Here is a 21,649-nt window from a genome sequence, read left to right as displayed (position 1 = left end):
CCGACCTGAGCCGGGGACGCTGTGAGCGAGAGGATTACTCCTCGGCCGCTTCTTCTTTTTTCACTTCTTCGCCGGTTTCCTGATCGACGACTTTCATCGACAGGCGGACCTTGCCGCGATCATCGAACCCCAGCAGCTTGACCTTGACCTCTTGGCCTTCCTTCAGAACGTCCGAAGGGTGGTTGAGGCGGCGGTTTTCGATCTGGGACACGTGCACAAGGCCGTCGCGCTTGCCGAAGAAGTTCACGAAGGCGCCGAAATCGACGATCTTCACGACGGTGCCGGTGTAGATCGCACCTTCTTCGGGTTCGGCCACGATCGAGTGGATCATGTCGTAGGCTTTCTTGATCGAGTCGCCATTGGGCGATGCGATCTTGATGATGCCATCGTCGTTGATGTCGACCTTGGCGCCCGACACTTCGACGATTTCGCGGATCACTTTACCGCCCGAACCAATGACCTCACGGATTTTGTCCGTGGGCACCTGCATGGTTTCGATGCGCGGCGCGTGGACCGAGAATTCCTGTGCGCCGGTGATGGATTTGCCCATCTCGCCCAGGATGTGCATGCGGCCATCTTTGGCCTGTGCAAGCGCCTTCTCCATGATCTCGGGCGTGATGCCTGCGATCTTGATGTCCATCTGCAGCGAGGTGATGCCGTTTTCGGTGCCTGCCACTTTGAAGTCCATGTCGCCCAGGTGGTCTTCGTCACCCAAGATGTCGGACAGGATGGCGTAGCTGCCGTCTTCTTCGAGGATCAGGCCCATGGCCACACCGGCAACCGCGTTCTTCAGCGGAACACCCGCGTCCATCATCGACAGCGAGCCGCCGCAGACGGAAGCCATGGAGCTGGAGCCGTTGGATTCGGTGATTTCCGAAACCAGACGCACGGTGTAGGGGAAGTCAGTCGAGGCGGGCAGCACGGCTTGCAGCGCGCGCCATGCCAGTTTGCCGTGACCGATTTCACGCCGTCCGGGAGGGCCCACGCGTCCCGCTTCACCCACCGAGTAGGGGGGGAAGTTGTAGTGCAGCAGGAAGTTGGATTTGAAGTTGCCGTGCAGGGCATCGATGAACTGTTCATCATCGCCGGTGCCCAGTGTTGTGACCACCAAACCTTGCGTTTCACCGCGGGTGAACAGCGCTGAGCCGTGGGTCCGGGGCAGCAGGCCTGTCTGGCACACGATGTCGCGAATTTCGTCGGTTTTGCGACCGTCGATTCGGGTACCGGTTTTCACAACGTCGCCGCGCAGGATGGAGGCCTCAAGACCTTTCATCGCGGAGCCGAGGTTGGCGTCTTCTTGCTGCTCTTCTGTCAGCGCTTCGATGATCGCAGCGCGTGCTTCGGAGACCGCCGTGGTGCGTTCCTGCTTGTCGCTGATCGCGAAAGCGGCGCGCATCTGCTCTTCGCCTGCGGCTTTGACGGCTGCGGACAGGTCCGAGTAGTCGGGGGCCTGGAAGTCGAACGGCTCTTTCGCGGAATCTTCTGCCAGCGAAATGATCAGGTCGATCACGGGCTGGATTTGCTCGTGTGCGAAGTTGACCGCGCCCAGCATTTCAGCTTCGGACAGTTCGTAGGCTTCGGATTCGACCATCATCACGGCGTCTTTGGTGCCGGCGACAACCAGATCGAGGCGCTGGTCGGGGTTCAGGCGCAGGTCCTGCATGTCGTCGACGGTCGGGTTCAGGATGTATTCGCCATCCTCGAAACCGACGCGGGCGCCGGCAATCGGACCCATGAACGGCGCGCCCGAGATTGTCAGGGCGGCGCTTGCCGCGATCATCGCGACGATATCGGGGTCGTTGACCAGATCGTGGCTGAGCACGGTGCACATCACCAGAACTTCGTGCTTGAAGCCGGAGACGAACAGGGGCCGGATCGGACGGTCGATCAGGCGGGCGGTCAGGGTTTCTTTCTCGGTGGGCCGGGCCTCACGCTTGAAGAAGCCACCGGGGATCTTGCCCGCGGCGTAGTATTTTTCCTGGTAGTGGACGGTCAGGGGAAAGAAGTCCTGACCCGGTTTTGGCTTTTTCGCGAACGTCACGTTCGCCATGACGCTGGTTTCGCCCAGCGTGGCAATCACGGAGCCGTCAGCCTGACGGGCAACCTTGCCGGTTTCCAGTGTGAGCGTTTCTTCGCCCCACTGCATGGATTTTTTCACTTCGTTGAACATCTAGGTTTCCTAAGTTGGCCGGGTGGCCATTTGCGTAGGGGGCGTATTCCCCCTGACCTCGGTATCTTCTTTTGACACCATCTACTTTCGGGCGCTGAGGTCCGGGCGCCTGGCTTTCAGATTGTGCGCGCATACATGAGAATTGCGGGAAATGAAAGCGTTGCGCATTGCGGCTTATCGGCGCTCAGGACCATGGCCTTTTGGGCGGTCTGGCAAAGGCAATCGGCGCGTCGGGAAATAGGTCGTCTGTCCGGCTTTCCGGCGCTGCGGTGCCCCATTTCTGCATCCACCGCTTTGGCGGGGCAAACGTGCCAGCCGGAGCCCATTCGAAGTAACCCAGTGCACCAGGGGCTGGAATGGGATCGCAGGGTTCGGGGTCTTGCAGTGTCAAGCCCGCCTGGCCGCCGAACCACGGACTGTCGCTTTCAGTGATGATGCCCGTGACCTCGACGGAACCGATGATGGCACCGCGCGGAAGGTCCAGCGGATGCGGGCATCGCACGCCGTGTTTGTCGAGGCGCCAGTAGAGGTAGCGGAATTCTTCTTCCTTGAGGCCCGCCGCGGCATGCAGCGCAATCCGCCCGGGCCCCATACGCCCGGCGCGGATTGAGCCGAGGCTGCGGTTCTCGATGGGTTTGTGGCCCGTGATGATCGCCCAGGCCGAGGGCTGGCGGACCGACAGAGCGATGCGGGGCAGATCATGCATAGGACAGAGGTAGGGGGTACGACAGGTCTGTCCATGTTGTCTGGCACCTCTGAGCGTCCCTTGAGTGTGTTGAACACATTGCGATGGGTTCGTTGCGCGGATTACAATCCTGATGTCTGTTTCGAGGGTGAGATACCGCCGTGACCCAGTCGAAAACGCTGATCTTCTTCGCAAAGATCATTGCCTTTTCGTTCGCGATCGGGGCGATGACAACCTTGCTGAATACGCAGGACGGGATTGCGATCCCGGAACTGTTCGTAGGCGGCGTGACTGGTGCAATGATCGGAGCCGGATGCCTGGTGTTTGAGGTGTTCTGGCTGTCGAATCGATCCATTCGCTGGCTGCGCAAAGTGCCCATCGCAATCATCGTGGTGATGCGGGCGACAGCCTATTCCTTGATCATCGTGATCAGTCTGGTTCTGCCGGCCTTGGTATTTCTGGGCAGGTCGCTCTGGCAGGAACCTGATTTTCTGTTCAGCTTTTCGCTGTCGATCAGCATCGCGGTCGCGATTTCCACGGCTCTGGAGTTGTTCCAGCTTTTGGGTCGAGAGGCGTCGCTGGCTGTGTTCACCGGACGCTACAGGCGGCCAAGGTTGGAAAACCGGATTGTCATGTTTGCAGACTTGACCGGGTCGACCGCGATGGCAGAGCGTTTGGGCGAATTGCGGTTTCACGAGTTGCTGGGTGATGTGGCCTATGATCTGGATGTCCCGATTGCCAACGCGGGAGGTGAAATTCACCGCTATGTCGGGGACGCAATCATCGCCACGTGGCCCATGGTCGAATCGAAAAATTTCGAGCGCGGTTTGGTCTGCGCGGCCGAGATGGTGGGGACGCTGAAAGCAAGTTCTGCCACCTACAGCGCGCGGTACGGACAAGAGTTGCGCATACGGGTTGCGCTCCATTGTGGGCCGGTTGCAGCAGGTGAAGTGGGCGCTTGGAAGAAGGAAATCGCCCTGTTGGGCGACACGATGAACAGTGCGGCGCGGATCGAGAGTGCGGCGCGCGCATATGGTGCGGATATTGTTGTATCCGATACCTTTAAAGGCCATCTGCCGGATACGTGGCAAGCGCGCCTGCGCCGACTGCCAGACTATGCCGCACATGGCAAACATGATGCTCTGCGGCTGTGGGCCTTGGATGCGCGGCGCGATGCAGACGGTTCACAACACGTGTCGCTCAAATGAAAACCGCGCCGAATGGCGCGGTTTCTGGCCGTTCGGTTTTGCGCGGGATTAGCGGCGCAGGCCTAGACGTTTGATCAGATCGGTGTACCGCGCTTCTTCCTTGGCTTTCAGGTAGTCGAGCAGCTTGCGGCGCTGGGCAACCATTTTGAGCAGGCCGCGGCGGCCGTGGTTGTCTTTTTTGTGCGTTTTGAAGTGCTCGGTCAGCGTGGCGATGCGTGAGCTGAGGATGGCAACCTGGACTTCGGGCGAACCGGTGTCGCCTTCCTTGGTGCCATATTCTTTCATCACGCGTGCTTTGTCTTCGGCTGTGATCGACATCGGGATCTCCTTTTCAGGTTAGAGTGAGACGCCGCCGGCCGGGATGTCGTCCAGCACGGGGCCAAGAACCCGGGTGTTACCGGGATGCGCGCGTATAGGAGAGATTCGCTGCGTTGGCAACGGCCCCTGTTCGGCGGCTGAGGGTTTTAGACAGGTGCCATGCCTGTGCTTTGCGCAAGGCTGAGCGGCATGAGGGCAATATCCTCAATCGTCAGGTCAGCGCCGTTCATCACATTTGCAACGGCCACGCCATCCATAATGACATTGGTGACCGCCGGATCATCTGGATCGATTTCCAAAGTGACGTCAGGCACCTCTTCTTCGTCTTCATAGACCAGCAATAAGTTGTCATCGTCCGCGTCGAAATCCATGATTGTCACGGCCGTGCCGTCAGTAATCCAACTGCCCATGACAATGGTGTCTTCGCCGTTGCCGGTCGTCACCACGTCATCGTCACCGGCGATGATAACGTCGTTTCCGCCGCCGCCATTCAGGTAGTCACTGTCATCGGTGTCGTCGACCGTGTCGGTACTAGCGTCAATCACTACACCGTTGATGACGTCATTTCCCCATCCACCGAACAGGGTGTCCTGACCTTGGCCGCCATCCAGCGTGTCGTCATCGAGACCACCATGCACAGCGTCATCACCCGTTCCGCCCGCGACACTGTCGTCGCCCATGCCGCCATGTATCTCGTCATTGCCCGCGCCGCCGTCCAGCGTGTCGCTGTCATTGTCGCCAAACATGTGGTCCGCGCCGTCGCCGCCGTCGATTGAATCGGCGCCGTCCTCGCCGTGCAGCGTGTCATCGCCGCTGCCGCCGCCCACGATGTCATCACCTTCTTCGCCATAAAGGGTGTCATCGCCATCGCTGCCGATCAGCGTATCGTCGTCTTCCGATCCGAGTGTCAACGTGTCGGAACCGTCGTTCAAGCCCGCCTCATCTTCGATCGAGGGCACGGCATCGGCCGTATCATCGCTGATCTCTGGTTCTTCTGACGAGACTTCGACGCCTTCGTCTTCGTCAGATTCTTCGGTGGACATCATGTCGATGGTGCCGACCGCACCGACCGCCATAAGCCCCATCAAACCAGCAAGCCACAACATGTTCAAAATCCAAAGCAAAGGGCGGAAATACCCACGATTCTCTTACCCGAGCCCGTGGTTCGAAACAAAGGTAATCCCGGAAAATGGTTAACGTAGGGTAACGGCGGGCGTCACCGCCCATGGCTGGGGTTGCTGTGTGTAAGGCAGGTAAAGCGGATGCTTGGGGTGACCGGCTTTCGACAGGCCAAGATGAAACAAGGGCCTGTCTACCGCGTTCAAGAGCTGCTCCACATGCACGCCCCGGTCCAGATGCGCTCCGTGTGTGCCCCAAGCCGCAATCACATCGTTGGCCCATGTCGCGCGCTCGACAATCGCTTCGTCGTTCGCGGGTCCAACGGGGTCGGTGGCTGCGCGCATCAATTTGGGATCGGTGTCGCGCCAGGCGAAGATGTTGGTGACTGCAAAACTGCCATATCCCAGAGTGCGGGCGCGCCGTTCGCAGCGTTCGACGGTCGGGTCGTTCTGCACTTCCGTCGCGGTGGACGGGTTGAGCATCACGAAATTCACGCGTTTGCCGCTATCGTCCCAGACCCGCGTCAGGCTGTAACGGTAGCGTTCACAATCGGAATAGATGGCGGTTGAGGGCGCATCGCCCTTGGTGTGTGTTCGAACGATCATGGGGCGGTTCTGCCAGCCGCAGACCGCCCCATCAATGTGTTTATTCAGGTGCCGTTATTCGGCGGGGATGGCCATCGGCTCGCGGCGCAGGTCCAGCACGGCGCCTTTGGCTTCCATGATGCCCGCTGCGACCACGGCGTAGACGATGTGGCCCCACAGAGCGACCCATGTGATGCCTGTCCAACCCAGGAACGGTTTGTTGCCCGTCACGAGGTGCGCCATGAAGTAGAGCGCAAAGACCCAGAGCGCGATGCCGTAAACCACGGCTGTGATCGACCAATGCAGGCGCGGCATGACAGCCAGCTGGATAGGCCGTGCAATGGCGAAGTAGCCCACAGCGTAGAAGATCAGGCCCGTCAGGGCGTGCAGCAGGTGTGCGGCCCCCGAGGGGTTGGCGCCGAAGATCGCTTTGATGGACGCGCCTGCAAGGCCGACGGGGGCCAGTTTGGCGTAGCCGAAGAGGGGGCTGATGGCTTGGCCGAAGGCGTCGAATGCGATGGTGGCGAAAGCGCCTGCGGTCAGGACGGTGCCTACGGTGCGGAGTGTGACGTTTGTCATATCTGAATTCCCATTCATGGACGTTGTTTCTGTCTTGATGGGAGTAATATGGACCAATTGGTTCCTAACGGGTAGGGACCTCACGCGGTGCTTACCTCGGACCCGGTAATTGTAACATTTTAACTATGTTTTTGCCGTGGATTCGTCTGGTTCACCCGTCGAATTCGCCCGTTTGTTACAAATTGAAGACCCGCGTCGGGTGCAATTCGCCCGCCTTGTATCGCCCGACCGCCACAGGCTTGCCATCGAAGGACGCCCAGCATTCATCGCCATAGTCGACATCCGCCGTCATAACCATGCCCGGATTGCCGTTGCGTAGCCGTGCCGCGCCTTCGGCTGTTGCGCGCACTTCTGGCAGATCTGCCAAGCCCTCGGAGATGGGACGCAGATGGTCGTCGAGAGCAGGGGTTTGTGCCATCTCTTCGATCTGATCATACGTCAGTCCATCCGAGGCTTCGAACGGGCCTGACCAGATACGGCGCAATTCGCGCACGTGGCCGTAGCATCCCAGCGCCTCGCCCAGATCGCGGGCGATGGAACGGACATAGCCGCCTTTGCCGCAGATCATTTCAAGCTCCACGTGGTCGGCGTCGGGCCGGTCGGTCAGCACGAGTTCCTCGACCCAGAGGGGGCGCGCTGTCAGTTCCACGTCCTCGCCATCGCGCGCCAGCTTGTAGGCGCGTTGTCCCTCGATCTTGACAGCCGAGAACTTCGGTGGGACCTGCATGATGTCGCCGACGAAGTGGCCGAGAGCGGCCTTGATCTGCGTATCGGATGGCCTTGTGTTGGATTGTGCGATCACCTCGCCTTCGGCATCGTCGGTGTTTGTTGCCTGCCCCAGCCGCACAGTGAAGCGGTATGCCTTGAGCGCGTCGGTGATGTAGGGGACCGTTTTGGTCGCCTCGCCCAGTGCCACGGCCAGAACGCCCGTTGCGTCGGGATCAAGCGTGCCCGCATGCCCCGCCTTTTTGGCCTGCAATGCCCAACGGACCTTGTTCACTACGGCGGTCGAGGTCATGCCCGCGGGCTTGTCCACCACCAACCATCCGGAAATGTCGCGCCCTTTGCGTGTGCGGCCCATGTCACCCTCGTTTTCGTGCAAGGGCTGCCGCGTATCGCAGGCCCGCGCCCCTTGTCAATCGGCGGTCTCGACCACGCCGATGATCGGCCCAAGGGCAAAGCCGAAATCGTCACGATTCACATCCGGCGCGTAGAGCCGCGAGATGTTGCCATCGAAAAACAGCGCATTGGGGAGCTGGAGGTGGTCGCGGAAAAGGCTGCCGAATTCGTGGAAGGTGACGGCGTTGTTCGAGATGGCGAAGATTGCCTTTGATCCGTCCTTGGTCGTGCCCACACCGTTACGGATGAAGCGGGAGGTGCTGTCGGTCAGGAAGCGCGGGTGCAGGTCGCCGTCGATCACCAGCATGGGCCCCGATTGGGTGGCGTGGGTGCAGTCGGGCGCTTGATCCACGTAGTCGAGTGTTTCGAACACGTCGGCGCGGCCAGCACGCAGACACAAGATGCCGTTGGGCAGCAGGCCGAAATTGCCGGGTCCGGGGTTTGAGATCACGCGCATGATCTCCTCCCCGTCCTCTACATAGTGGCCCACCGGAGCGCGGTCGTCGTGGTACATGCCTGCGTTCATCGCGAATCTGAGCGCCTTGCCTTCGTCTGCCAGCGTCCGATCCACGGCACTGAACTGGCCCAAAGGCGCGTCGTTGTCGTCATAGAGGAAAAGCCGCAACTCCTCCTGCGCGGGATCGACAGTGCAGATTGTATAGCGGTTGCCATCGTATTGGATGTTTTCGCAAGTCACGGCCCACGCGGGCACCGCCCACGCCAGCATGGCAAGCGCCGCCCATCGCATCATGCGTCGGTATCGCGCCGCACGGCGTCCTGGTTCAGCATGCGCCGCGTGTCGTCCATCCGGTCAAATGTTTCGTCCAGCTGGAACCGCAGGTCGGGCGCGAATTTCAGGGCCAGCTTCTTGGACACGGCGCGCCGCAGCTCGCCCTTGTTGCGGGCCAGCAGTTTCAACACGTCCTCTTGCCCCTGACCGCCCAGCGGCAGGACATAGGCCGTCGCGATCTTGAGATCGGGGGACGTGCGCACTTCGCCCACGGTAATCGACATGCGGTTGAGGTCGGGGTCATGCACGTCGCCCCGCGCCAGCACCTCGGACAGGGAGCGGCGGATCAGTTCGCCCACGCGCAACTGACGCTGAGAGGGGCCGGGGCCGTCGTGAAACTTGTTCTTTGCCATGTGCCCCATCTAAGACAGGCGCTGACCTTTGCCAAGCGTGGCGGAGCAGGCTAGGGAAGCGGGAAACCGCCAGAGAGGGTGAGGGACATGTCAGATTTGCCGGGTATCGTGATTGCAGGCGCCTCGGGCCGGATGGGTCAGATGCTGATTGAATCCGTATTGAAAGATGATCGGATGCGCCTTGTGGGGGCACTGGAACGTCCGGGCCACGACTGGGTCGGTCGTGATGTGGGTGAGGCGATGGGTGGTCAGCCGCTGGGTGTCTCTGTTTATGATGATCCGCTAGAGCCGATGGCCCGTGCACAGGCTGTGATTGATTTCACCGCGCCCGAAGCGACGATTGCGCTTTCGAAAATTGCAGCGCAGGCCCGCGCTGCGCATATCATTGGCACCACCGGCATGAGCGATGACCAGATCGCGCAGTTGGAACCGGCGTCCCGCCATTCGCCGATTGTGCGGGCGGGCAACATGAGCCTTGGTGTGAACCTGTTAGTGCAGTTGACCAAGCAGGTGGCCGCCGCTTTGGACGAGGACTTCGACATCGAGGTGATAGAGGCGCACCACCATCACAAGGTCGATGCGCCCTCGGGTACGGCCTTGATGCTGGGCGAGGCGGCCGCCGAAGGGCGAAATGTGGATCTGGACAAGGTGCGCGATGCAGCCCGTGACGGGATCACAGGGGCGCGAAACCGGGGCGATATCGGGTTTTCGGTCATTCGCGGTGGCGACATCGTGGGTGAACATGAGGTGCTGTTTGCGGGCGCGGGTGAACGGGTTGTGCTGAAACACATGGCGACGGACCGGGCTCTCTTTGCAAAGGGGGCTTTGCGCGCCGCTCTGTGGGCGCAGGACAAGGTGCCCGGGCAGTACGACATGCTCGATGTGCTTGGAATGCGTGGGTAAACGCCACCGTGTAGCGGCCTTTTTCGGTCCTGAGTGAACCAGTTGCCCGGATCACGCGTAGATATTGGCAAAGGACGCCATCGCGTGAAGGTGATTGTGATATGCGTATGCTGATGTTTGCGGCTGTGGCCGCCGTTGCCGCTGGGCCAGCTTTGGCCGATCTGTTCAAGGTCGATAACCAGCAGACATTCGTGCAATTGGTGAATGGCAAGACGCTGACGCGTCCGTTCGTGAAGCTGAACGTGAAGCCGGATGGCCAGATCGAAGGGCGCGGGGCGCGCTGGGATGTTGAAGGCACATGGTCCTGGCAGAACGGATATTTTTGCCGTGACCTGTTCTGGGGCGGAGACGCCTTGGGCTACAATTGCCAGGAAGTGCAGGCCAGCGCCGATGGCCGGATCAAGTTCACGTCCGACCGGGGCGCCGGTGACAGCGCCATGTTCCGGCTGCGCTGAACGCGATCAAAAGTCGATCGCCAACCCCTTTTTCTCCCAATCTCCATAACGCACGGGCTCTGGCCCGTCGCGTCCACCAAGTTCTGTTGGCAGGTTAACAGCGTCTGCAGTCTTGCGCCGTTCCTCGGCCTCGGCCAAGGCGCGCTGTGCGGCAGGCGGCAGGTCTGCGCCCGTTTGTGGCGGCATCTCGGGTGGCGAGGTTGGGCCCGGTGGTGACTGTGGTGGCAGATCTGGTTGAGGGGCCTCGGGGGGCGCGGGCGCCGGGGCGGGGTCCGGTATGGGCGGAATGCCCGGTGGTGCGTCGGGGCGATTTGGATCGTCTGACATGGTGGGTTCCTCTTGGGACGTCCCCTTGATATACGCCCGGCCTTGGCCCGGGCAAGCGGGTGCGACAGGAATGACCGGGGACGGAAATGAGCGATACGGGACTGCCCGCGCGGCGCAGCGCGATCTATCTGCTGGATCAGATCATTGGCGAGGGCAAGCTGATGCCCGAGTTGATTGGCGCAGGTGTTCTGGACAAGCTCGACCCCGCAGACCGCGCCCGTGCCCAGCGTCTTGCCACCGAGACCCTGCGCGGGATGGAGCGGGCAGACCGCATCCTTCAGAAGCATTTGCAGAAATATCCGCCCCTGACCGTCCGCAACGCGTTGCGTGTCGGCACAATTGAATTGTGCGCGGGTGAAGCAGCGCATGGCGTGGTAAATTCCATGGTGAACGTCGTGTCGCGCCACAAGCATTATGGCCACCTCAAGGGGCTGGTGAATGCCGTTCTGCGCAAGGTCGCGGACAAGGGGGCCGACCAATGGCCGACATTGCGCACGCCCCGCTTGCCCAAGTGGTTGCGGGGGCCGCTGGTTCAGGCGTGGGGTGGAGAGACGGTGCTGGCGATGGAGGCTGTGCACTTCACCGGCGCACCGCTGGACCTGACCGCCAAGAGTGATGCCGCAGCCGTTGCGGAGGCGGTCAAGGGGGATACCTTGCCCACAGGGTCCGTGCGTTTGACCGATGGTGGTCAGGTGTCGGCCCTTGCAGGCTACACGGCGGGCGATTGGTGGGTGCAGGACGCCGCCGCCGCGATCCCTGCAAAAGTACTCGATGCGCAGGCGGGTGAAAAAGTGTTGGACCTGTGTGCGGCCCCGGGCGGCAAGACGCTACAGCTGGCGGCGGCAGGCGCGGATGTGACGGCGGTCGATATCTCCGAAGGGCGGATGGAGAGGGTGAAGCAGAACCTTGTCCGCACGAAGTTGGATGCGACCACTCTGGTTGAGGACGCGTTCAGTGTGACCGGGCAATTTGATGCGATCCTGCTGGACGCGCCCTGTTCGGCCACAGGCACGATTCGGCGTCACCCGGACTTGCCCTTTGCCAAGGACGGGTCCGAGTTCGGCGCACTGATCGAATTGCAGGAGCGTATGCTCGACCATGCCGTGACCTTACTGAAGCCCGGCGGCCGGATGGTGTTTTGCACCTGCTCATTGCTGCCGGACGAAGGCGAAGTGCAGGTGGAAGAAGCCCTTGAGCGGCATCCGTCGCTGAGCGTGGATCGCAAGGCGCTCGACCGTCCGGGCATCGAACCTGCTTGGATCACGGAAGAGGGTGGATTGCGCTTGCGCCCGGACCATTGGGCGGATCGGGGCGGCATGGACGGCTTCTATGTCGCGTGCCTGCGCAAATCGGACTAACCGACGCGTGACTCGCGCCATGGCCCAAGCTATGGTGCGCCTCAAAACGCCGCAGACGCGTAGAGGCAGAGAGCATGTCCATCCCGAGAGGGTTTACCGAACGCAAGGCACGGTTCCTGAACCGTTGGCACGCGCGCCGTGCCACGCGGGCCAAGGCCGTGACGGCCTTTGTGTCGTCGCCCGAGCCGCGCACGATTGGCAGCTTTGCCAAGGGGCGGCAGTTGGTGGCCGGAAACTACCTGTTTGCCGGGGCATTGATCGAGGCCAAGGGCATTTTGATCTGGGACGTTCCCGCGCCCGACACCGGATATCTGAACGAAATTCATGGCTTTGCGTGGCTGGATGATCTGGCCGCTGTCGGAGACGTCACCACCCGAGAGTTGGGACAGGCGTGGCTATGGGGCTGGATTGACCGATTTGGGCGCGGCCGTGGGCCGGGGTGGACACCGGACCTGACGGGCCGACGCCTGATCCGCTGGATCAACCATGCGCTGTTCCTGCTGCGCGGCCACGAGGTGCCGGTGACAGACGCGTTCTACCTCAGCCTTGCCCAGCAGACCCGTTTTCTGTCCAAGCGTTGGCACGCGGCCGCACCGGGTTTGCCGCGTTTCGAGGCGCTGACCGGGTTGATCTATGCCGGGCTTGCGCTTGAGGGGATGGAAGAATTGGCCCCACCGGCGATTGAGGCCCTCGCGAAGGAGTGCGAGAGCCAGATCGACGCCCAAGGTGGTCTGCCGACGCGCAATCCCGAAGAGCTTTTGGACGTGTTTACGCTTCTCACTTGGGCGGCGGCAGCGTTGGAAGAAGCGGAACAGACCGTACCAAGCGCGCATACTGAAGCCATTGAACGGATTGCCCCGACCCTGCGGACACTGCGCCACTCGGACGGTGGCCTTGCCCGGTTTCACGGTGGCGGGCGCGGGCAGGAAGGGTGGCTTGACCACGCGCTTGCCGCATCGGGCGTAAAGACGCGGCAACCGGATGGTTTGTCGATGGGTTATGCCCGTCTCAGTTCCGGACGCACCAGCGTCATCATTGATGCGTCTGCGCCGCCGAAACCCGAGGCTGGACACAATGCGCATGCCTCGACCTTGGCGTTTGAGGTGACATCTGGTCGCCGCCCCCTGATCGTGAATTGCGGCTCGGGTGCCAGTTTTGGCGCCGATTGGCGACGCGCGGGCCGCGCCACACCGTCGCATTCGGCCCTGTCGCTGGACGGCTATTCCAGCGCCCGGCTGGGCGACGCTGAGCGTGCAACGGCCCGCGAAACGCTGATCGATGCCCCCACCCATGTCCCGATCGAGATCAACCACGCCTCTGACGGTTTGCGCTTTCAGGGCGGGCACAATGGCTATGTCCGGACCCATGGCTTGACGCACGCACGCCAGTTGGAGCTGACCTTTGACGGGCGTGGCATGGCCGGAGAGGATATGCTCCTGTCCTTGGAAGATGCCGAAAAACGCCTGTTCGACAAGGTGATGGACGCCAAAAGGCTGGCGGGGATTCCGTTTGATATTCGCTTCCATCTCCACCCGGAGGTGAATGCTGAGCTGGATATGGGCGGCTCTGCGGTGTCCATGGCGTTGAAAAGTGGAGAGCTGTGGGTCTTCCGTCATGACGGCACGCAGGACCTGACATTGGAGCCGAGCGTGTATCTTGAAAAGGGGCGTCTGAAGCCGCGTGCGACGCAGCAGATTGTGCTGACCGGGCGCACCATGACCTATGCCACCCGCGTGCGCTGGTCCTTGTCCAAGGCGCAGGAAACTGCCATGGGCATCCGCGACCTGAACCGGGATGAACTCGGAGAGGTCTATGACTGAAGGATTGCTGCCCACATGACCGACCTCTACCCCGTTCGCCGCGCTTTGATTTCCGTGTCCGACAAGACCGGACTGGTCGATTTCGCCACTGCCCTCGCAGGCCATGGGGTCGAATTGTTGAGCACCGGTGGCACGGCGCGCGCGCTGCGTGATGCAGGGTTGGCCGTAAAGGATGTGAGCGAGGTCACAGGCTTTCCCGAGATGATGGATGGTCGCGTGAAGACCTTGCACCCGGTGGTGCATGGAGGGCTGCTGGCCCTGCGCGACAATGATGATCACGTGGCGGCGATGGACGCGCATGACATCGGAGCCATCGATCTGGTGGTCGTGAACCTGTATCCGTTCGAGGAGACCGTTGCGAAGGGCGCGGAATATGCCGAGGTCATCGAGAATATCGACATCGGTGGTCCGGCCATGATCCGCTCTGCCGCCAAGAACCATGGCTTTGTGAATATCGTTGTGGATGTCGAGGATTACGACGTGGTGCTGGCAGAGATGTCGGCCAATGCAGGGCAAACGACGTATGGGTTGCGCCAGCGCCTGGCACAGACCGCCTATGCCCGCACCGCCGCCTATGACACGGCTGTCAGCACGTGGATGGCAGCGCAAGTCGGCGAGACACCCCGCCGCCGCACTTTTGGCGGGCAGTTGGCGCAATCTCTGCGCTATGGTGAGAACCCGCATCAGGCGGCCGCCTTCTATACCGATGGCTCGGCGCGCCCCGGTGTCGCGACAGCCATGCAACATCAGGGCAAGGAACTGTCCTACAACAACATCAACGACACGGATGCAGCGTTTGAGCTGGTGAGCGAGTTTGCAGGCCAGGGCCCGGCCTGTGCCATCATCAAGCACGCGAACCCGTGCGGTGTCGCGACGGGTGCGACGCTGAAAGACGCGTACTCACGTGCCTTTGATTGCGACCGCACATCGGCCTTTGGCGGGATCATCGCGCTGAACCACGAACTGGATGCGGAGACGGCGCAGGAGATCACGGGTATTTTCACCGAGGTGGTGATTGCCCCCGGCGCGACGGCGGAGGCGCGTGAGGTCTTTGCCGCGAAAAAGAACCTGCGCTTGCTGACCACCAACGGGTTGGCAGACGCCGACACCGCAGCGCTGGCCGTCAAGCAGGTGTCGGGCGGTTTCTTGGTGCAGGACAAAGACGTGGGCCGGATCAGCCGCGATGATCTGAAGGTGGTGACTAAACGCCAGCCCTCGGAACAGGAACTGAGCGATCTCCTGTTTGCCTGGACCGTCGCCAAGCACGTGAAATCGAACGCCATCATCTACGTCAAGGACGGCGCGACCGTGGGCGTGGGCGCAGGCCAGATGAGCCGCGTGGACAGCACGCGGATTGCTGCACGCAAGGCGCAGGACATGGCCGAAGCGATGGGGCTGGACGCGCCGCTCACCCAAGGGTCGGTTGTGGCATCGGACGCATTCTTTCCCTTTGCGGATGGGTTGATCACGGCGGCCGAGGCCGGGGCAACAGCCCTGATCCAACCCGGCGGGTCGATGCGCGATGACGAAGTGATCGCCGCGGCGGACGAGGCCGGACTGGCCATGGTCTTTACCGGCATGCGTCATTTCCGGCATTGAGGCGCGCATGAAACTTCTCTGGATATCTGCGGCCATCGCTTTTCTGCTCGATCAGGTGTCGAAATACGTCGTCATTCACGTGATGGGCGTGTCGCAGTTCAATCCAATCGATGTGCTGCCGCCATTGCTCAACTTCCGATACGGCGAGAACCGGGGGATCAACTTTGGTTTGCTAGGCGATGGCACCAGCGTTTGGGCGCTGATCGCTGTGGCACTGGTGATCTGCTGCGGGGTGCTGTGGTGGATCCGGCGCCATCCGCAAGGGGGGCTTGCCAATGCCAGCGCCGGTCTGTTGATCGGCGGCGCGCTCGCCAACGTGCTGGACCGGTTGCTGTATGGCTTTGTTCTCGACTTCCTGAACATGTCTTGCTGCGGCATCAACAATCCGTTTGTGTTCAACGTGGCAGACATCTTTATCTTTGCGGGGGCCATTGGGCTTGTGTTCTTTGCCAAGGACGGGACACCGCAGAAAAAGGGCGCGTGACAAGGGGTGTGAAGCTGCGATAATGCACGCCGAACAAGGGAGAGTTCCAATGCGACTGATCGCATGTGCCATGATAGCCGTGACCTTCCTCGCCGCGTGCGAGAATCAAGGTCTGCGCCAGATCACGTCGCGTGGTGAAGGACCTGACGAGTTTATCGTCGTACCTGCCAAGCCACTGGAACAACCCGAGAGCTTTTCCGCCCTGCCTGCCCCGACACCCGGTGGGTTCAACCGGTCCGATCAGCGACCGCTTGAGGACAGTGTCGGTGCGCTTGGTGGTCAACGCTCGTCTCCCAACGCGCCAATTCCGGGATCGGACGGTGCATTGGTCAACCACGCCAGCCGCTTTGGGCGCGACGCAAGTATTCGCGCCACCTTGGCGGCAGCAGATGCCGAATTCCGCAAGCGTCAGTCGCGCCTGACCCAGATCCGGGTCGTGCGCGAAGACCTTTATAATCAGGCCTATCGGCGTCAGGCGCTGGACCCCGTGCAAACCGCCCGGAAATTCCAACGTGCTGGCATTCCAACCCCCATGGCCCCACCCAGGATCGTGCGGCGCGGACGGCGCTGAGCCGGTATCGCTCACAAAACTGCCAGTTGTGCTTGATCCCGGGCGTCGGGACCGTATCTCTTGGTCAACACACATTGCCTGAGGTTGACCTGACATGCCCCGATTCCGCTCTGCCCTTGCCGGGCTTGCACTGACCCTATCACCATTGGCGTTGCATGCGGCGGATGACGGGGTGACGTCGTTCACCCTGGACAATGGAATGCAGGTGGTCGTCGTCGAAGACCACCGCGCGCCGGTGTTGCAGCACATGGTCTGGTACAAGGCGGGCTCTGCCGATGAACCCGTCGGGTCGTCTGGCGTGGCGCATTTTCTTGAACATCTGCTGTTCAAGGCAACCGACACTTTGGCGGATGGTGAATTGTCAGCCACCGTTGCCGCCAACGGCGGCACGGACAACGCGTTCACCAGCTACGACTACACCGCGTATTTCCAACGCGTTGCCGCTGACCGGCTTGAGCTGATGATGCGGATGGAAGCGGACCGGATGCGCAACATCAACTTCACGACGGAGAATGTGGCGACGGAACGCGACGTGATCCTCGAAGAACGCAACCAGCGCACCGACAGCAACCCACGGGCGCTGTACTCGGAACAAATGAACGCGGCGCAGTATCTGAACCACCGATACGGCGTGCCGATTATCGGCTGGCGTCACGAGATGGAGGCGCTGGATAAGGCCGACGCGTTGGGGTTCTACAACACCTACTACTACCCGAACAATGCCATCCTCGTGGTGTCGGGTGACGTGACCCCGGAAGAGGTGCGCGCGCTGGCCGAGACATACTATGGCGTGATCCCGGCCAACCCGGACCTGCCGGAGCGGGTTCGTTCGAAAGAGCCGCCTCAGACCACGGAACGCCGCCTGATCTACCGTGACGCGCGTGTGGCGCAGGAATATGTGAGCCGGTCCTATCTGGCCGCCGAACGTGATCCGGGGGACCAGACGGAAGCGGCCGCCCTGACCCTCTTGGCAGAGGTCTTGGGTGGAGGGCAGACAAGCTACCTGACGGAAAAGCTGCAGTTCGAACAGCAAAAGGCTGTGTTCACTGGCGCGTTCTACCGCGGCACGTCGCTGGACGATACGACCTTTGATGTTGTGATCTTGCCGGTGCCGGGTGTGAGCCTTGAAGAGGCGGAAGCCGCCATGGACGCAACCCTTGCCCAATTCCTTGAGGACGGCGTGGACGCCGAACAGTTGGAACGGATCAAATACCAGTTGCGCGCCAGCCAAGTCTATCAGCGTGACAATGTAGATGGCATTGCCCGTCGTTATGGCGCGGCTCTGTCTGTTGGCCTGACGGTGGAGGATGTGCAGGCGTGGCCCGACATTCTGCAAGCTGTCACCGAAGAAGACATCATGAACGCCGCCCGCACGGTTCTGACACGTGAGGCATCGGTGACCGGTTGGTTGACCCGCCCGGTATCCGAGGAGGTGACCCAATGATCCGCTTGTTTGCAGCCTTGACCGTTGCCTTGTTCGCCAGCCTGCCCGCACGGGCCGAGGTCGAGATACAAGAGGTCGTCAGTCCCGGTGGCATCACCGCGTGGTTGGTGCAGGAACCGTCGATCCCGTTCATGGCACTTGAGCTACGATTTCGCGGTGGTGCATCGCTGGACGCGCCCGGCAAGCGCGGTGCGATCAATCTGATGACAGGTTTGCTGGAGGAAGGATCAGGTGACCTCGACTCCCGTGCCTTCGCCCGCGAGGTTGAGGCACTTGCGGCGTCCTTGGGCTATGATGTCGGGGATGACTCGCTGTCCGTGTCGGCTCGTTTTCTGACGGAAAATCGGGCGGCTGCCGTGGAATTGCTGCGCAAGTCGATCATCGAGCCAAGCTTTGATCAGGAAGCGCTGGACCGTGTACGCGGACAGGTGCTGACGGGTCTGCGGTCGGACGCTCAGGACCCGAACAAGATCGCGCGCGCCGCCTTTGACGAACTGGCCTTTGGCGATCATCCTTATGGATCGAATTACCGCGGCACCATCGACAGTGTGAACGCATTGACACGCGAGGATATGCTGGCGGCCCATAGTGCCGTGTTTGCCAAGGACCGGCTCTATGTCGGTGCGGTTGGGGATATCACGCCCGAAGAACTTGGCCCGCTTCTGGATGAATTGCTGGGGGCATTGCCGGACGAAGGTGCGCCGCAACCCGGCCCCGCCGAAATCCTGATCGAAGGCGGCACGACCGTGGTGCCGTTCGACACGCCGCAGTCGGTTGCCATTTTCGGGCAGGCGGGGATCGAACAGGATGACCCGGATTTCTTTGCAGCCCGGGTCTTGAACCAAGTGTTGGGCGCTGGCGGCTTTGAAAGCCGTTTGATGACCGAAGTGCGCGAAAAACGCGGTCTGACCTACGGTGTGTATTCCTTCCTCGTGCCACAGGATCACGCCGCGACTTATCAAGGGCAGGTGGCGTCCGCCAATGAACGCATTGCAGAGGCGGTGTCCGTCATCCGTGATGAGTGGGCGCAGGCTGCCGCAGATGGTGTGACGCAAGAAGAGCTGGATGCAGCAAAGTTGTATGTGACGGGTGCATACCCATTGCGCTTTGATGGCAACGCCCCCATCGCGCGGATCATGGTCGGCATGCAAATGCTGGGTCTGCCCATCGACTACATCGCGACCCGGAACGAAAAGGTCGAGGCGGTGATGCTAGACGATGTGCGCCGTGTCGCGGGTGAATTGCTGGATCCCGAAAGCCTGCATTTTGTTGTGGTCGGTCAGCCGGAAGGGCTGGAGACCACCGTCGGGAATTGAGTGCTAGCGCACACGCGATCTGATTTTGCCTGACGAGGGGGCTGCCTGCCCCCTCGACCTACCCCGAGGATTTTCTTGAGACAGAGAAAAGGGACGTTGGCCCTTATTCCCCGTACGGCACCCAGATGGTCTTGACCTCTGTCGCCGCCTGGAGAAAGGCCTTGCCTTCGCCTTCTGAGCCCATCCAATCGCGCATTTTGCCGTGATTCACCCACGTGCGTTTGAGGTTGCCAGCGGCATCCCGTTCGATCGTTGCTGACAGGTCGGTGCCCGAGAAGGACCAAACCGCATCGACGTTCAGATGCTTCGCCATGTGCGTGGCCATGTCGGCGTGATTGCCTGTCAGGATGTTGACCACACCTGCAGGTACATCTGACGTTTCCACGATTTGGTAAAAGTCGGTCGCGGCCAACGGGAACGGCTGGGATGCTGCCAGCACCACGCGATTGCCCATCGCGATGGCTGGGGCCATCAGCGACACGAGGCCCAGAAGCGGCGCGTCGTCCGGGCAGAGGCCCGCGATGATCCCGGTGGGTTCATTCATGGCCAGTGCCACACCGCGCAAGGGAACACCTTTGGCCGCGCCATCGTATTTGTCCGCCCATGCGGCGTAGGTAAAGAGCCGCTGGATGGTTGCTTCGACCTCTTTGTCGCCGGAGCGTCCGCCCTGCAGCGCGTTCAGGCGGTGGGCAAATTCGTCTCCGCGCGCTGCGAGGTTTTCGGCGATGTAATACAGGATTTGCGCCCGCAGGTGCCCGGTGGTTTTGGCCCAGCCTTTGGCTGCTGCGGCCGCTTCGACCGCGTTACGCACGTCCTTGCGGTTGGCAAGGCTGGATTGGCCCAGAAGTGCGCCGTTCTTGCCATAGACATTGCGGGAATAACCGCCATCAGGGCGCGCCTGCTTGCCGCCAATGTAGAGTTTGGCCGTGCGATCCAGCGGGTCGGATGGGGTGTCATCACCTGTGTAGGCCGCAATGGGTTTGAGCGTTTTGGCGTTGCCTTTGGATCTGGTGTAGGCGAGCAGCCCTTCCCAGCCGCCTTCGCGTCCAAAGCCGCTTTCGCGCACGCCACCAAAGCCTGCGGCGGCATCGAAAAGGTTGGTGGCGTTAACCCAAACCACCCCTGCCGCAAGCTTGGGTGCCACGTCGAGGGCGAGGTTCACGTTTTCAGTCCAGAGTGTCGCGGCCAGCCCGTAGCGGGTGTTGTTGGCCAACTCCACCGCCTCGGATGGCGTGCGGAACGTCGTGGAGACGAGGACGGGGCCAAAGATCTCTTCCTGCATCAACGGGTCTGCGGTGTGCAGGCCAGTGATGAGTGTGGGGGGGTAATAGCAACCTGTCGCCGGCAATGCGGTTTGGGTTTGATAGACTTCTCCGGCAGAATTGCTTCGGACCATATCGGTAATGGTGTCGAGTTGAACGGGGTCCACAACCGCGCCCACGTCGATGGACTTGTCCAGCGGGTCGCCAATGCGCAGCTTGTCCATGCGCGCGCGCAGCTTGGCATAGAACGCGTCGGCGACCGGTTCGTGCACCAAAAGGCGCGAACCTGCACAGCAAACCTGGCCCTGATTGAACCAGATGGCGTCGACCAGCCCTTCAACTGCCGAGTCGAGGTCGGCATCGTCGAAGACGATGTAGGGGGATTTGCCGCCCAGTTCGAGTGTCAGGGATTTGCCGGTGCCTGCAGTGGCTTCGCGGATGCGGCGGCCCACAGCGGTGGAGCCGGTGAAGGCCACCTTGTCCACGTCTGCGTTCACGATCATCTCGCCTACGGCGCCATCACCGGTCACGATGTTGATCACGCCCTTGGGCACGCCCGCCTGACGGCAGATGTCTGCAAACAGCAGCGCGGTCAGGGATGTGTATTCCGCAGGTTTCAGGACAACCGTGTTGCCCATCGCAAGGGCAGGCGCGATCTTCCACGCGAGCATCAGCAGCGGGAAGTTCCAAGGGATGATCTGGCCGCAAACGCCAAGCGCTTCGCGGTCAGGCAGTTCGGCGTCCATCAGTTGCGCCATGCCGGCGTGGTAGTAGAAGTGGCGTTGGGCCAAGGGCACGTCGATGTCGCGGCTTTCGCGGATCGGCTTGCCGTTGTCGAGTGTTTCAAGGACGGCGAAGAGGCGGCTGTGTTTTTGCAGCAGACGCGCGATGGCATAGAGGACGCGGGCGCGGGCGTGGCCACCGGACTTGGCCCATTTGGGTTGGGCGGTACGGGCGGCCTTTACGGCGGCGTCCACTTCGGCTTGGGTGGCTTGCGATAGGGTGGCCAGCACCTCGCCCGTGGCGGGGTTCTTGCTGTCGAACCCGTCCGTGTGGTCGGTAAACTCGCCATTGATGAAGTGGCCAAACCGGGCGCCCTGATCGACGATCCACGCCAGTGCATCACCGGCCGCTTCGGGCGCGAGGCCATAGTCCATGCTTTCGAAAATCTCTTTGACGGTCATG

Annotated in this window: 21 protein-coding genes; 10 read left to right on the top strand and 11 right to left on the bottom strand. The window is 61.4% G+C overall.

Annotation, left to right across the window (positions count from 1 at the left end; all coding sequences use genetic code 11):
• Positions 1–34: 34 nt before the first annotated feature.
• Together pnp and Q1A32_RS04780 are read right to left on the bottom strand one after the other, a co-directional pair.
• Positions 35–2,170, bottom strand: a complete 2,136-nt coding sequence (gene pnp, locus Q1A32_RS04785; protein WP_299650232.1) for a polyribonucleotide nucleotidyltransferase — start codon at positions 2,168–2,170, stop codon at positions 35–37.
• A gap of 184 nt (positions 2,171–2,354) precedes the next feature.
• The gene (locus Q1A32_RS04780) at positions 2,355–2,876 is read right to left on the bottom strand and encodes a hypothetical protein (RefSeq protein WP_299650229.1); all 522 of its coding nucleotides are present in this window, start codon (positions 2,874–2,876) and stop codon (positions 2,355–2,357) included.
• Between the two features lie 140 nt (positions 2,877–3,016).
• Between Q1A32_RS04780 and Q1A32_RS04775 the strand changes: the two genes are divergently transcribed.
• Complete coding sequence (locus Q1A32_RS04775) at positions 3,017–4,063, top strand: adenylate/guanylate cyclase domain-containing protein (RefSeq protein WP_299650226.1); 1,047 nt, start codon at positions 3,017–3,019, stop codon at positions 4,061–4,063.
• Between the two features lie 48 nt (positions 4,064–4,111).
• Here Q1A32_RS04775 and rpsO read toward each other — a convergent pair whose 3' ends face one another.
• From rpsO to rbfA, 7 genes are all read right to left on the bottom strand, one after another.
• Positions 4,112–4,381: a 30S ribosomal protein S15 gene (gene rpsO / locus Q1A32_RS04770; RefSeq protein ID WP_299608977.1), complete on the bottom strand. Its 270-nt coding sequence runs from the start codon at positions 4,379–4,381 to the stop codon at positions 4,112–4,114.
• A 146-nt stretch (positions 4,382–4,527) separates the two neighbouring features.
• Complete coding sequence (locus Q1A32_RS04765; protein WP_299650223.1) at positions 4,528–5,487, bottom strand: calcium-binding protein; 960 nt, start codon at positions 5,485–5,487, stop codon at positions 4,528–4,530.
• An 87-nt stretch (positions 5,488–5,574) separates the two neighbouring features.
• Positions 5,575–6,105, bottom strand: coding sequence for a DUF1643 domain-containing protein (locus Q1A32_RS04760; RefSeq protein ID WP_299650221.1), 531 nt, complete (start codon positions 6,103–6,105; stop codon positions 5,575–5,577).
• Positions 6,106–6,159: 54 nt separating this feature from the next.
• Positions 6,160–6,663, bottom strand: coding sequence for a hypothetical protein (locus Q1A32_RS04755; RefSeq protein ID WP_299608984.1), 504 nt, complete (start codon positions 6,661–6,663; stop codon positions 6,160–6,162).
• A 175-nt stretch (positions 6,664–6,838) separates the two neighbouring features.
• Entirely contained in the window at positions 6,839–7,744 is a 906-nt protein-coding gene (gene truB, locus Q1A32_RS04750) for a tRNA pseudouridine(55) synthase TruB (RefSeq protein ID WP_299650218.1), read from the bottom strand.
• A gap of 54 nt (positions 7,745–7,798) precedes the next feature.
• Positions 7,799–8,533 (bottom strand): phosphodiester glycosidase family protein, encoded by a 735-nt coding sequence (locus Q1A32_RS04745; RefSeq protein WP_299650215.1) that lies wholly within the window; start codon positions 8,531–8,533, stop codon positions 7,799–7,801.
• Positions 8,530–8,925, bottom strand: a complete 396-nt coding sequence (rbfA, locus tag Q1A32_RS04740; RefSeq protein ID WP_299608991.1) for a 30S ribosome-binding factor RbfA — start codon at positions 8,923–8,925, stop codon at positions 8,530–8,532. Before rbfA ends, Q1A32_RS04745 begins: the two co-directional genes overlap by 4 nt.
• Before the next feature lie 87 nt (positions 8,926–9,012).
• Between rbfA and dapB the strand changes: the two genes are divergently transcribed.
• Positions 9,013–9,828, top strand: coding sequence for a 4-hydroxy-tetrahydrodipicolinate reductase (gene dapB / locus Q1A32_RS04735; protein WP_299608993.1), 816 nt, complete (start codon positions 9,013–9,015; stop codon positions 9,826–9,828).
• A gap of 101 nt (positions 9,829–9,929) precedes the next feature.
• Entirely contained in the window at positions 9,930–10,283 is a 354-nt protein-coding gene (locus tag Q1A32_RS04730; RefSeq protein WP_299608995.1) for a dihydrodipicolinate reductase, read from the top strand.
• A gap of 6 nt (positions 10,284–10,289) precedes the next feature.
• On the opposite strand, the gene Q1A32_RS04725 is transcribed toward Q1A32_RS04730, so the two are convergent.
• Positions 10,290–10,469 carry a DUF1674 domain-containing protein gene (locus tag Q1A32_RS04725; RefSeq protein WP_299652773.1) on the bottom strand — a complete coding sequence of 60 codons (180 nt, stop codon included), beginning with the start codon at positions 10,467–10,469 and terminating at the stop codon, positions 10,290–10,292.
• A 227-nt stretch (positions 10,470–10,696) separates the two neighbouring features.
• On the opposite strand from Q1A32_RS04725, the gene Q1A32_RS04720 reads away from it, so the two are divergent.
• The 7 genes from Q1A32_RS04720 (at position 10,697) to Q1A32_RS04690 (ending at position 19,202) form a co-directional block, all read left to right on the top strand.
• A complete protein-coding gene (locus tag Q1A32_RS04720) occupies positions 10,697–11,968 on the top strand; it encodes an RsmB/NOP family class I SAM-dependent RNA methyltransferase (RefSeq protein ID WP_299650212.1) in 1,272 nt (423 codons plus the stop codon).
• Between the two features lie 74 nt (positions 11,969–12,042).
• Complete coding sequence (locus Q1A32_RS04715; RefSeq protein WP_299650209.1) at positions 12,043–13,788, top strand: heparinase II/III family protein; 1,746 nt, start codon at positions 12,043–12,045, stop codon at positions 13,786–13,788.
• A gap of 15 nt (positions 13,789–13,803) precedes the next feature.
• Positions 13,804–15,387, top strand: a complete 1,584-nt coding sequence (gene purH, locus Q1A32_RS04710) for a bifunctional phosphoribosylaminoimidazolecarboxamide formyltransferase/IMP cyclohydrolase (RefSeq protein WP_299650206.1) — start codon at positions 13,804–13,806, stop codon at positions 15,385–15,387.
• 7 nt (positions 15,388–15,394) lie between these two features.
• Positions 15,395–15,871: a signal peptidase II gene (gene lspA / locus Q1A32_RS04705; RefSeq protein ID WP_299650203.1), complete on the top strand. Its 477-nt coding sequence runs from the start codon at positions 15,395–15,397 to the stop codon at positions 15,869–15,871.
• A 49-nt stretch (positions 15,872–15,920) separates the two neighbouring features.
• Positions 15,921–16,442: a DUF3035 domain-containing protein gene (locus Q1A32_RS04700; RefSeq protein WP_299609008.1), complete on the top strand. Its 522-nt coding sequence runs from the start codon at positions 15,921–15,923 to the stop codon at positions 16,440–16,442.
• A 94-nt stretch (positions 16,443–16,536) separates the two neighbouring features.
• The gene (locus Q1A32_RS04695; protein WP_299650200.1) at positions 16,537–17,886 is read left to right on the top strand and encodes a pitrilysin family protein; all 1,350 of its coding nucleotides are present in this window, start codon (positions 16,537–16,539) and stop codon (positions 17,884–17,886) included.
• Positions 17,883–19,202, top strand: a complete 1,320-nt coding sequence (locus Q1A32_RS04690) for a pitrilysin family protein (RefSeq protein ID WP_299650197.1) — start codon at positions 17,883–17,885, stop codon at positions 19,200–19,202. The genes Q1A32_RS04695 and Q1A32_RS04690 overlap by 4 nt, the downstream gene beginning before the upstream one ends.
• Before the next feature lie 103 nt (positions 19,203–19,305).
• Here Q1A32_RS04690 and Q1A32_RS04685 read toward each other — a convergent pair whose 3' ends face one another.
• On the bottom strand, positions 19,306–21,648 hold the full coding sequence (locus Q1A32_RS04685) for an aldehyde dehydrogenase family protein (RefSeq protein WP_299650194.1): 2,343 nt from the start codon (positions 21,646–21,648) through the stop codon (positions 19,306–19,308).
• Between the last annotated feature and the right edge of the window lies 1 nt (position 21,649).

The sequence above is a fragment of the uncultured Tateyamaria sp. genome (assembly GCF_947503415.1).
Classification (GTDB): Bacteria; Pseudomonadota; Alphaproteobacteria; order Rhodobacterales; family Rhodobacteraceae; genus Tateyamaria.
This window is presented reverse-complemented; position numbering and strand designations above follow the sequence as displayed.

Coding starts and splice junctions, on each gene's coding strand:
- Q1A32_RS04755 (WP_299608984.1), bottom strand. CDS start 6,663: ATGACAAACGTCACACTCCGCACCGTAGGCACCGTCCTGACCGCAGGC.
- Q1A32_RS04780 (WP_299650229.1), bottom strand. CDS start 2,876: ATGCATGATCTGCCCCGCATCGCTCTGTCGGTCCGCCAGCCCTCGGCC.
- Q1A32_RS04725 (WP_299652773.1), bottom strand. CDS start 10,469: ATGCCGCCACAAACGGGCGCAGACCTGCCGCCTGCCGCACAGCGCGCC.
- rbfA (WP_299608991.1), bottom strand. CDS start 8,925: ATGGCAAAGAACAAGTTTCACGACGGCCCCGGCCCCTCTCAGCGTCAG.
- Q1A32_RS04760 (WP_299650221.1), bottom strand. CDS start 6,105: ATGATCGTTCGAACACACACCAAGGGCGATGCGCCCTCAACCGCCATC.
- purH (WP_299650206.1), top strand. CDS start 13,804: ATGACCGACCTCTACCCCGTTCGCCGCGCTTTGATTTCCGTGTCCGAC.
- Q1A32_RS04745 (WP_299650215.1), bottom strand. CDS start 8,533: ATGATGCGATGGGCGGCGCTTGCCATGCTGGCGTGGGCGGTGCCCGCG.
- pnp (WP_299650232.1), bottom strand. CDS start 2,170: ATGTTCAACGAAGTGAAAAAATCCATGCAGTGGGGCGAAGAAACGCTC.
- Q1A32_RS04765 (WP_299650223.1), bottom strand. CDS start 5,487: ATGTTGTGGCTTGCTGGTTTGATGGGGCTTATGGCGGTCGGTGCGGTC.
- Q1A32_RS04700 (WP_299609008.1), top strand. CDS start 15,921: ATGCGACTGATCGCATGTGCCATGATAGCCGTGACCTTCCTCGCCGCG.
- Q1A32_RS04730 (WP_299608995.1), top strand. CDS start 9,930: ATGCGTATGCTGATGTTTGCGGCTGTGGCCGCCGTTGCCGCTGGGCCA.
- truB (WP_299650218.1), bottom strand. CDS start 7,744: ATGGGCCGCACACGCAAAGGGCGCGACATTTCCGGATGGTTGGTGGTG.
- Q1A32_RS04690 (WP_299650197.1), top strand. CDS start 17,883: ATGATCCGCTTGTTTGCAGCCTTGACCGTTGCCTTGTTCGCCAGCCTG.
- dapB (WP_299608993.1), top strand. CDS start 9,013: ATGTCAGATTTGCCGGGTATCGTGATTGCAGGCGCCTCGGGCCGGATG.
- Q1A32_RS04685 (WP_299650194.1), bottom strand. CDS start 21,648: ATGACCGTCAAAGAGATTTTCGAAAGCATGGACTATGGCCTCGCGCCC.
- rpsO (WP_299608977.1), bottom strand. CDS start 4,381: ATGTCGATCACAGCCGAAGACAAAGCACGCGTGATGAAAGAATATGGC.
- lspA (WP_299650203.1), top strand. CDS start 15,395: ATGAAACTTCTCTGGATATCTGCGGCCATCGCTTTTCTGCTCGATCAG.
- Q1A32_RS04715 (WP_299650209.1), top strand. CDS start 12,043: ATGTCCATCCCGAGAGGGTTTACCGAACGCAAGGCACGGTTCCTGAAC.
- Q1A32_RS04720 (WP_299650212.1), top strand. CDS start 10,697: ATGAGCGATACGGGACTGCCCGCGCGGCGCAGCGCGATCTATCTGCTG.
- Q1A32_RS04695 (WP_299650200.1), top strand. CDS start 16,537: ATGCCCCGATTCCGCTCTGCCCTTGCCGGGCTTGCACTGACCCTATCA.